This window comes from Shimia litoralis, assembly GCF_005518135.1.
Lineage (GTDB): Bacteria > Pseudomonadota > Alphaproteobacteria > Rhodobacterales > Rhodobacteraceae > Shimia_E > Shimia_E litoralis.
Genome location: NZ_SULI01000020.1, coordinates 43,413 through 54,040 on the forward strand (window position 1 = coordinate 43,413; position 10,628 = coordinate 54,040).

At 51.2% G+C, this 10,628-nt stretch carries 10 protein-coding genes; 5 read left to right on the forward strand and 5 right to left on the reverse strand.

Annotated elements, in window-relative coordinates:
* Positions 1 to 4 precede the first annotated feature (4 nt).
* From FAP39_RS13865 to FAP39_RS13875, 3 genes are all read right to left on the reverse strand, one after another.
* Positions 5 to 1,105 carry an ABC transporter ATP-binding protein gene (locus FAP39_RS13865; protein ID WP_138016993.1) on the reverse strand — a complete coding sequence of 367 codons (1,101 nt, stop codon included), beginning with the start codon at positions 1,103 to 1,105 and terminating at the stop codon, positions 5 to 7.
* 314 nt (positions 1,106 to 1,419) lie between these two features.
* Positions 1,420 to 2,808, reverse strand: coding sequence for an aspartate aminotransferase family protein (locus tag FAP39_RS13870; RefSeq protein WP_138016994.1), 1,389 nt, complete (start codon positions 2,806 to 2,808; stop codon positions 1,420 to 1,422).
* A gap of 73 nt (positions 2,809 to 2,881) precedes the next feature.
* Entirely contained in the window at positions 2,882 to 3,601 is a 720-nt protein-coding gene (locus FAP39_RS13875; protein ID WP_171006864.1) for a GntR family transcriptional regulator, read from the reverse strand.
* A 151-nt stretch (positions 3,602 to 3,752) separates the two neighbouring features.
* On the opposite strand from FAP39_RS13875, the gene FAP39_RS13880 reads away from it, so the two are divergent.
* The 5 genes from FAP39_RS13880 to FAP39_RS13900 all read left to right on the forward strand — a co-directional run bounded on the left by FAP39_RS13880 (position 3,753) and on the right by FAP39_RS13900 (position 9,066).
* Positions 3,753 to 4,838, forward strand: a complete 1,086-nt coding sequence (locus FAP39_RS13880; protein ID WP_138016996.1) for a polyamine ABC transporter substrate-binding protein — start codon at positions 3,753 to 3,755, stop codon at positions 4,836 to 4,838.
* Positions 4,839 to 4,907: 69 nt separating this feature from the next.
* Positions 4,908 to 6,035 carry an ABC transporter ATP-binding protein gene (locus FAP39_RS13885; protein ID WP_138016997.1) on the forward strand — a complete coding sequence of 376 codons (1,128 nt, stop codon included), beginning with the start codon at positions 4,908 to 4,910 and terminating at the stop codon, positions 6,033 to 6,035.
* 3 nt (positions 6,036 to 6,038) lie between these two features.
* On the forward strand, positions 6,039 to 6,929 hold the full coding sequence (locus FAP39_RS13890; RefSeq protein WP_138016998.1) for an ABC transporter permease subunit: 891 nt from the start codon (positions 6,039 to 6,041) through the stop codon (positions 6,927 to 6,929).
* Complete coding sequence (locus FAP39_RS13895) at positions 6,926 to 7,744, forward strand: ABC transporter permease (protein WP_138016999.1); 819 nt, start codon at positions 6,926 to 6,928, stop codon at positions 7,742 to 7,744. Before FAP39_RS13890 ends, FAP39_RS13895 begins: the two co-directional genes overlap by 4 nt.
* Positions 7,741 to 9,066: an NAD(P)/FAD-dependent oxidoreductase gene (locus FAP39_RS13900; protein WP_138017000.1), complete on the forward strand. Its 1,326-nt coding sequence runs from the start codon at positions 7,741 to 7,743 to the stop codon at positions 9,064 to 9,066. Before FAP39_RS13895 ends, FAP39_RS13900 begins: the two co-directional genes overlap by 4 nt.
* Here the strand turns inward: FAP39_RS13900 and FAP39_RS13905 are convergent.
* Positions 9,045 to 9,872: a phosphotransferase gene (locus tag FAP39_RS13905; protein WP_138017001.1), complete on the reverse strand. Its 828-nt coding sequence runs from the start codon at positions 9,870 to 9,872 to the stop codon at positions 9,045 to 9,047. The two genes, FAP39_RS13900 and FAP39_RS13905, sit on opposite strands and share 22 nt — an antisense overlap.
* 119 nt (positions 9,873 to 9,991) lie before the next feature.
* Entirely contained in the window at positions 9,992 to 10,621 is a 630-nt protein-coding gene (locus FAP39_RS13910) for a flagellar hook capping FlgD N-terminal domain-containing protein (RefSeq protein WP_425471434.1), read from the reverse strand.
* Between the last annotated feature and the right edge of the window lie 7 nt (positions 10,622 to 10,628).

The window sequence follows — 10,628 nt, forward strand, 5'->3', positions numbered from 1 at the left end:
TAACTTATGCATCCAATGCGCGACAGTCTTCAGGAAGCCAGCCGATCTCGATTTGCTCGCCCGGCTTAAGACGCACTTGGTCAGGTGCATTTCGTGTTTTCACCACGAATTCATCATTGCCAGCAACACGAAGACGCGTACGGAAAATATCACCCATATAGATGAATTCCAGAACCTCTGCTTTCAGGGTATGAGCCCCTTCTTGCATCCGCTCTTTGTTATACTCAACGCGCTCAGGACGAATAGAAACGCGCGTGCGTTCGCCGGGTTTTGATACATTGATCGGTTTCGCATCAATCAATTCGCCACCGTCCAACTGAACAAGAGCGACGCCATTGTTGATTTCTTTTACGACACCTTCGAGCGTATTATTTTCGCCAATGAACTGAGCGACAAAGCTGTTCTCTGGCTCTTCATAGAGCTTATCCGGCGGCGCAAGCTGTTGAATGCGGCCATCATCAAACACGGCAACACGGTCAGACATTGTCAAAGCTTCGGTCTGATCGTGGGTCACGTAAACCGTCGTAATCCCCAACGTGTGCGCAAGGTGCGTGATTTCAAACTGCATTTTTTCCCGCAGCTGTTTGTCCAAAGCCCCCAGAGGTTCGTCCATCAGCACCAGTTCAGGTTCAAAAACCAGCGCCCGGGCCAAAGCAACACGCTGTTGCTGGCCACCAGAAAGCTGTGCCGGACGACGGCTTCCAAAGCTTCCCATTTCGACCATGTCCAGAGCACGTTTGATCTTCGCTTCACGCTCTGACTTGCCAAACTTGCGAACCTCAAGCGGAAAGCTAAGGTTTTCGGCAATCGTCATGTGCGGGAAAAGTGCGTAGTTTTGGAAAACCATGCCGATGCCGCGCTTATGCGGTGGGATATTGTTGATTTCACGCCCATCGAGTCGGATTTCACCGTGCGTGGCGGTTTCAAATCCTGCCAGCATCATAAGACAGGTTGTCTTACCAGAGCCGGATGGGCCAAGCATTGTCAGAAATTCGCCTTTGGGCAGGCTCAGGTTGAGATCTTTGACGACTAGATTTTCGCCGTCATAGCTCTTCTGCACGCGATCGAATTCGACGAACGCGTCGTTTATTGCGGAATCAGCCAAAATAAAGAGGCCCCCTGGATAAGTTAACGGCAGATTGTTTCTGCACTTGTGACGCGATGTAAGCACACATTGGATCAGTTATGCAACACTACGCCATGGCTTAACTGTTGCAGCGCACTTGCGACCAGTCAAAGCAAAAAACGACACTTCGCATGGCAAAATCGTAGCGTGATCCGGAAAAAGTCCATAATTTGTTCGACAAAATGCAAATTCAAGCAATATCGCCAAGCGACCCGATCCAAGACACACAACGTGAAAACACGTCTGCCGGAAGATCCGACAGACGTGTTACATACTCATAATTGCAAGCGTACTTACTTGAACAGGCCCTGCTTTTTGATCTGCTCTAGCGTCAGATCAAGTGCACGAGTCGCACGTTCAATGAGCGTGTCGATTTCGTCTTTGGTGATCACCAAAGGCGGCGAGATGATCATACGATCCCCCACGTGACGCATAATCAGATTGTTTGCAAAACAATGCTCGCGACAAATCAAGCCAACCGCACCAGAGTCCCCATCAAAGGGCGCACGCTCGGCCTTGTTTGGGCTCAGGGCAATGGCGCCCATCATCCCAACAATGCACGCATCAGCGACAAGCGGGTGATCGGCCAGCGCTTTCCATTTTTTCTGGAGATACGGTCCGGTGTCGTTGCGAACCCGATCAACAATGTTTTCTTCCTCAAGAATTCTTAGGTTTTCAAGAGCAATCGCGGCAGCGACCGGGTGACCAGAATAAGTATATCCGTGGTTAAACTCGCACCCGGCAATCACCTCGGCAACTTCGTCACAGACAATCGATCCACCAATCGGAGCATATCCCGAGCTCAAGCCCTTTGCGATGCTCATGATGTGGGGCTTGATCCCCATCGTTTCGGACCCGAACCAATTTCCCGTGCGCCCAAAGCCGCAGATGACTTCGTCTGCTATCAGGAGAATTTCGTATTTATCGCAAATGCGCTGAATTTCCGGCCAATAGGTCGACGGAGGAATAATTACGCCCCCGGCGCCTTGCACGGGCTCGGCGATAAAGGCAGCGACCTTGTCCTCGCCCAGCGCCAAAATGGCCTTTTCCAATTCCTGTGCGCGTTGCAGACCGAACTCTTCAGGCGTTGTGTCGCCGCCTTCAGCATACCAATTCGGTTGAGGAATATGATGAACATCCGGAATCGGCAGACCGCCCTGCTCGTGCATGGGTGTCATTCCGCCAAGACTTGCGCCCGCCATGGTCGACCCGTGGTAAGCATTGTTCCGGCTAATAATGATCTTTTTGTCTGGCTTGCCTTTTTGGGCCCAGTACACACGCACCATGCGCATATTTGTATCGTTTGCCTCAGAACCTGACCCTGCATAGAATACGTGGTTCAGATCCCCCGGTGCCAGTTCTGCAAGTTTGGCAGAAAGAGCGATTACCGGCACATGCGACGTTTGAAAGAACGTGTTGTAGTATGGCAGTTCGCGAATTTGACGCGCCGCGACATCTGCAATTTCATCGCGCCCATAGCCGACATTCACACACCATAGACCCGCCATAGCATCAAGAATTTCGCATCCCTCGGAGTCCGTCAACGTGACGCCTGTCGCGCGCGTGATGATCCGCGCGCCCTTTTCGGCCAGTTCGCCCTGATGGGAAAATGGGTGTAAATGGTGTGCTGCATCCAATGCCTGCAATTCAGCAGTGGGCAGGTGATTCGTGATCGTTTCCATGACGGACCTCGCAAAATAGAGAATAGCCCGACGATAGACGTCGGAGACTTACCATCAGAATATGATCAAATTTTCAGGTGTCAATCGTAGCCATGTCGCTCGGTGGATTTTCCAACGCATGGCGCACCTGCTCCATGCCCTGTACGACATCATCTCGGATCGCATCGGCGGCCGCGGATGCATTCTTGTCTCTTAACGCTTGTAGCGTAACTTTATGTTCGTCAGGCAGGTTCTGGGTGCCCATACGCCCACACACAACCCGCAAAGATGGCCCAAATCTCAGCCACAAACCCTCTGCGATCTCCGTAAGAATTGGCGCTTCGGCAATAGCGTAAAGCTTGGCATGGAAAGCATAATTTTGCTCGAGATATGCACCAACATCGCCTTGCTCGATTGCACGATCCAATCTGGCATCTATTTGTTCCAGAGCTTCGATGTCTTCTACTGTGGCCCGCTCAGTTGCGCGTGCGGCGAGCTGCGGCTCAAGTGCCTGTCGGGCATAGATCAATTCATCAATGCTATTTGCATCCGGCATGGGCACACACACCCGACGATTCCCTTGAAATTCAAGCGCTCCTTCAGCCGTTAAACGGCGAATCGCTTCACGAACAGGGGTCATTCCTGCCCCCAATTCGCTCACAAGACCCTGAATTGTGACCGCTTGGCCCGGTGCAAGCTCTCCGAACAGTATCTGCGTGCGGAGCTGTTCGTAAACTTGTTGATGAACCGGAATACGATGAACGTTTTCATTGCCTTGGGGTTTTGGACGTGCGGACCTGAGTGTGCCTGTCATTTGTGCAATCCTTGTGTTCATCATTCCGCTTTCGCAACTAAATATTCATGTCAACTGCAATGCAATGTTGCCATATTGCAAAAACTTGATCAAATTAATCCCACGAATTTCGAAGGTCGAGTGATGCTCGACGATCCAACGGGAGACTACAATGAAACACACTCTGCTGACTTTGACGACAACTGTCGCACTAAGCGCCATGGCCGCAAGCGCCGAAGAAGTGCGGGTCTATAACTGGTCCGACTATATCGACGAAGAGCTATTGGCCAAATTCGAAGCAGAAACCGGCATCGAGCTGATCTATGACGTATTCGACAGCAACGAAGTTCTTGAAACCAAATTGCTTGCGGGCGGATCGGGTTATGACGTCGTAGTTCCAACCGGATCGTTCATGGCGCGCCAAATCCAAGCTGGCGCATTCCAGAAACTGGACATGGCGCAACTGCCAAATGCTGGCAACATGTGGGACCAGATCGAAGAACGGACCGCTCTCTACGATCCGGGCAATGCATACTCGATCAACTACATGTGGGGCACAACCGGCCTTGGTGTGAACACTGCTAAAGTTGCCGAAGCACTGGGTGACGATGCACCGATTGACTCTCTGGCGTTGGTTTTTGATCCGGCAAACATGGAAAAACTGCAAGCATGCGGCGTATATTTCCTTGATGCACCAGACGAAATGATCCCCGCGGCACTTAAATTCCTTGGTGAAGATCCAAACAGCATGGACCCCGATGTGGTCGCAAAGGCAGAGCCAGTGTTGAGCGCTGTGCGTCCGTATATCAAAAAATTCCACAGCTCCGAATACATCAACGCACTCGCCAATGGCGACATCTGCGTCGCGTTTGGATGGTCAGGTGACATTCTTCAGGCCCGCGACCGTGCTGCAGAAGCCGAAAATGGTGTTGAAATTGCATATAACGCACCCTCAGAGGGCGCTTTGATGTGGTTTGACCAAATGGCCATTCCGGTGGATGCGCCTCACCCAGAAGCCGCTCATAAGTTCTTGAACTTTATCATGGACGCTCAGAACATGGCGGCGGCGTCGAACTATGTGTATTACGCTAACGGCAACAAAGAGAGCCAACAGTTCCTTGAGGCTGACGTGATCGACGACCCGGCAATCTATCCTGGGCCGGACACAATCAAAAACCTCTATATCAAAGAAGCGTACCCACAAAAGGTTCAACGCAAAGCCACGCGCATGTGGACAAAAATCAAATCCGGCACCTAAGATCGGCTCACCATTGGCCCGCGCATTCCTTGCGCGGGCCTTCGTAATTTCAGAGACAGAGAGACACAAATGGCGCTTGATGAATTTGCACCTTGGCGAGACCCCAATGCCAAACCGATTATCCATTTTCAGAATGTAACCAAACGCTTTGGCGACTTTGTGGCCATCGATGATCTTACTATCGATATTTACGAACAAGAATTCTTTGCTCTGCTTGGGCCATCTGGATGTGGCAAAACGACATTGATGCGTATGCTCGCCGGGTTTGAAACCCCAACAGAAGGTACCATCTTGTTATCAGGCGAAGACATTGGGCCGATTCCACCAAACAAGCGCGCCGTGAACATGATGTTCCAGTCCTATGCTCTGTTTCCACATCTGTCCATTTGGGACAATATCGCGTTTGGCCTGCGGCGTGACAACATGCCAAAGAATGAAGTCGGCGACCGGGTCGAAGAGATGCTGCGCCTGACGCGTATGGAAAAGTTCGCCCGACGCAAACCACATCAAGTATCTGGCGGTCAACGCCAGAGGGTCGCATTGGCGCGCAGCTTGGCCAAAGCGCCCAAACTGCTTTTGCTGGATGAACCCTTGGGCGCACTTGATAAAAAACTGCGTCAGGATACGCAATTTGAACTGATGGACATTCAGGAAAAGACCGGCACAACGTTTGTCATTGTGACCCATGACCAAGAAGAAGCCATGACCGTCGCAAGCCGCGTTGCCGTTATGGATCACGGAAAAATTGTCCAGGTCGCAACGCCCGACGCAATTTACGAAACACCCAATTCAACATATGTCGCCGACTTTATTGGCGACGTGAACCTGATCGAGGGCAAAGCAGTGGCGCAGGATGGCGAGAAGGTCACCATCGCGTGGGCCGAGGGCCAGCCAGACATCATCGGAACCTCAGACAAGCCATTCTCCAATGGCAAAACAGTTCACTTTGCGATCCGGCCTGAGAAAATTGCGATTGCAGCCGAAAAACCTGATGGAGCGGCAAATACCATCCAAGGCAAGGTGCTTGATATCGCGTATTTGGGGAATATTTCCACTTATCACGTCGAGCTGGCCAATGGTCACATCATCAAAGCTCAGGCAGCCAATAACCGCCGGATTTCTCGACGCAGCTTTACTTGGGAAGACCAAGTTTGGCTTAGCTGGACGGACACCGCCGGCATCCTATTGGAGTCATAAGCCATGCGCAGATTTTCTCTGATTTCCATTCCGTATTTGTGGTTGCTGGCGCTGTTTTTGGTGCCCTTCATCATTGTTCTGAAAATCTCTCTTTCAGATTCAGCACTCGCAATTCCGCCTTACACTCCGACGCTGGACTTTTCCGAAGGCTGGGCGGGAATCAAGGCATTTTGGTCAGAACTCGACATGGAGAACTTTGTTTTCCTGACCGAAGACGATCTGTACTGGAAGGCCTACCTATCAAGCCTGAATATCGCGATCGTGTCCACGATCTTGACGCTTCTTGTTGGTTTTCCAATCGCTTATGCAATGGCACGTGCACCAGAGGAATGGCGACCAACGCTACTTATGCTCATAATCCTGCCCTTTTGGACAAGCTTTTTGATCCGCGTGTACTCGTGGATGGGCATCTTGAGCCAAGAAGGGTATCTTAACCAACTATTGCTCTCACTTGGGATTATTTCAGAACCATTGGTGATTTTGAATACCAACACAGCCGTCTATATCGGCATTGTATATACGTATCTTCCGTTCATGATCCTGCCGATCTATGCGGCTCTGGAGAAGCTCGACGGAAGTTTGCTGGAGGCGGCCGAAGATTTGGGCTGTTCAAGAACATCTGCATTCTGGCTTGTAACGGTCCCACTATCCAAACAAGGCATTATCGCCGGATCTTTCCTTGTGTTTATTCCAACGCTTGGCGAATTCGTAATCCCCTCATTGCTGGGCGGATCAAAAACTCTGATGATCGGCAAAGTTCTTTGGGAAGAGTTCTTTAGCAACCGAGATTGGCCTGTTGCCTCGGCAGTCGCCATCATCTTGCTCCTAATTTTGGTCATCCCAATCATTCTGTTTCAACGCAACGAGCAAAAACAACGGGAGGCAGAAGGATGAGACGCTTTACATGGTTCAACGCAACCTCGATCACACTTGGTTTCGCATTCCTTTACATGCCAATGATCATTCTGGTGATCTATAGCTTCAACGCCTCGAAACTTGTTACGGTTTGGGCTGGGTTTTCGACCAAATGGTATGGCGAACTCTTGCAAGATAGCGCATTTCTGGACGCCGTTTGGGTGACGGTTAAGGTGGCCGTCATGTCGTCTTCTTTGGCAACAATTCTTGGCACAATGGCCGCATATGTGATGGTTCGCTCGGGCCGCTTTGCAGGGCGAACATTATTCTCTGGAATGATTTACGCCCCACTGGTGATGCCCGAAGTGATCACCGGCCTTTCTTTGCTGTTGCTGTTTATCGGTATCGGCATGGATCGCGGGGTATTCACCATTGTCTTAGCGCATACGACATTTGCAATGTGCTATGTCTCTGTTGTTGTATCCTCGCGATTGGTAAGTTTTGACCAGTCTCTTGAAGAAGCCGCGTTGGATTTAGGATGTTCACCTTGGCAGGCGTTTCGATTGGTGACTTTGCCAATTATCGCACCTGCGGTGATCTCTGGGTGGTTGTTGGCGTTTACGCTTTCGCTGGATGACCTTGTCATTGCGTCATTCACTGCAGGCCCATCCGCAACCACATTGCCCATGAAAATATGGAGTTCGGTGCGATTGGGCGTAAGTCCCAAGATCAACGCGCTGTCTACGTTGATGATCGCTGTTGTCACGATTGGTGTCATAACTGCGTCCTTAATTTCCAAGCGCAACGCTGTTCGCCAGAAACGTGAAGAACAGGCTGCCGCTAGGTCCGCATGACACATATCTGCGATGATTTTGCTTATGGAAACGGGCCGCGCGCGGCCTGTTTCTGGAATGGGACCGCCAACAGCCCAGCGCGCATGCCCGCAAATGGGCAAATTCATGCAGATGTGGCCATCATAGGTGCGGGGTTTACTGGGCTGTCTGCTGCACTTCGCTTGTCAAAGGCTGGATACAAAGTTGTTGTGCTCGACTCTCGCTCTGTTGGGTGGGGAGCGTCAGGTCGAAACGGGGGCTTTTGTTGCATCGGCGGCGCAAAAGCCAGTGACACTCAGTTGCGTCGTATGGTCGGACCACAAGCCGCGCGTGATTACCGTCTGGCAGAACGAGACGCGGTATATTTTACCCAAGACCTAATTGCACAACACGGATTTGATGTAGACGCTCAGTTCGGCGGCGAAACGGTCTTGGCTCATCGGCAAAAAGACTATGAGGCCTTCCATGATGAAGCACAAAGCCTCTCTGAATTATACGATGTTGATGTTTCTGTGATCCCGCCAGATGATCTAGGCAAACATGGTATGAGCGGGCCATTTTATGGCGCGATGAATATCCCAATCGGGTTTGGTTTGAATCCACGAAAATACGTTTTACAGTTGGCTACTGCCGCTGAAAGCGCTGGGGCTCGCATATTTGAATCCTCTGGTGTGCGCTCCATAGAAAAAGTTGGGCACAACTGGAAGCTTTGCACCCCAAATGCCCAAATTGAGTCACCAAAGGTCGTCGTGGCAACAAATGGGTATTCAAGTGAAACAGTACCGAAATGGATGGCTGGCAGATACCTCCCAACCCAATCAAGTGTTATCGTCACGCGCCCCCTCAGCCCCGAAGAGCTGGCTGAGCAAGGTTGGAGCACTCACCAATTGGCGTATGACACGCGCAATCTCTTGCATTACTTCCGATTACTGCCAAACGGCCGGTTCTTGTTTGGCATGCGTGGCGGCCTTTCTACGACCTCGAAAACCCATGATGCCGTGCAGAGCCTGATCCGCCAAGACTTTGAGACAATGTTCCCTAAATGGGCACATGTCGAAACACCTTGGTACTGGACTGGTTTTGTTTGCCTGTCACGCAACCTGACACCGTTTGCCGGACCGATACCGGAACATGCCGGTATGTATGCCGGATTTGGATATCATGGAAACGGGGTGGCCATGGGCAGCTATTCCGGTGCTCTTGTCGCGGATCAAATCATGGGGGACACGGGTCTAAGATTACCCAAAGTCATGCAAATTCCGCCCCGAAAGTTCCCATTCGGTCAAAAGCGCCGCGCGTTAATGTATCCGGCTTACGTTGCCTATAATTTTAAGGACCGCTGAAGGTATTCAAGCTCGAGTCGCAGGGCCGCATCGTATTCCGCTTTGCCGTTTTGTGATTGCCACAAGCAATATGCTGCCATTCGCCGATGATACCATGGTGCAAGTTTTTTGTACCGTTCGGCCAGCATGCAATTTCCAACTGCAAACCAAAACTCCGTGACTTCACATGTTTGCAACGGTGCACCGCGATATAAGAGCTGCATCGCTGGGGATAAAAAGTTAGAAATATCTTCGCAAACATCCCCAACCGCGGGGCATTGCCAGTCGATCAAGTACAAGCCCATCGTATTGCGGATGATGTTTCCGGGCACAATATCTCCATGTAACAAAACGGTATTCTCGGTTGGTGCAACATGGATTTCAGGTGAAAACTCATCGAAAGGCAGCGTGGAATCCAGATCGCAATTCGACAAAATGGCACGTGTATGAGCTTCGACCTGAACACTGCCATTTGCGACCATCCGGAGCCCGCTTGGAGCTTTCTGCTGATGGATTTTCTCCATCAGTTCTGCGACCTCGGAAATACCCGACTGCCATATCTCGCCCGGGATATGCGAATACACATTACATGCCCCATGCTTGGTCTGCATGTGTACCAGAAGTTTTGGCGCAAACTCCAAGTCTTCCAATTGTGTGAGAAGCTGTGCTTCTGCGACAGGATCATTGGGAAACATCGGATTCGGAGCAGGTCCAAGGTACAACTTTACCACGACGGGTGGCTCATTGTGTTGCGGCTGGACGCACCAAGACGCGTTTGTGCGGCCACCTGACAACCGCGTCCATATCGCTCCCTGCATATGCGGCATCTGCGCTTCAATCGCGGAAATCAGGGTCGTAGGGCATTGATCAGCAAGATGTATCAGGGCGAAATCCAGTCAAGAAAACCGGTGCGACGCTAATTGAGTTTCACCCTGTCGACAAGCCCTCAGGAAGGCGCGCGTAATGCGGTGACATCCGACGCCGGAACAGTTGCCCCCCCATTCAATACCAGCACCAGTCCATCTGAACCCGTTCGCGCCTCAATCACCTGCCCGTATGTGCTAGCAGGTTGTTCCCCTAGCGAGGCACCATTCGCAAAACTTTCGGTACGAAATGTATATAAGCCATCTTGAACGCGCGCCCCTGTCGTGTTGATCCCCCCCCACTCCAAACTCGACGCTCCTGTTCCAATCGCTTGCCGATAGACTTCGGCTCCGGCTTGATCACGCACAACAATTTGCACCGAATCCGCCAGCCCAGCAGGTGCCGTTGAAATCTGGATTGGGTCACCAGAAAAATGGGCGGGCGATTCCGACTTGGCCTGCATCCCAACCCACCCAGCGAGCTGGGAGATACCCATAGTGTTCAACTGGCCCTGAACAGATGTCAAAAGTTCATTGGTCAATACTTGTTGTTCTACAGATGAAAACGTCGCCAATTGCACCGCATAATCCGAAGAGTCCACAGGATTCAGAGGGTCTTGATTTCGCATTTGTGCCGTGAGCATTTTCAAAAATGTGGACCTGTCACGGTTTGATGCCGCTCCTTTGATAGCATTTACTGCAACAAAGGAGATGAACTAT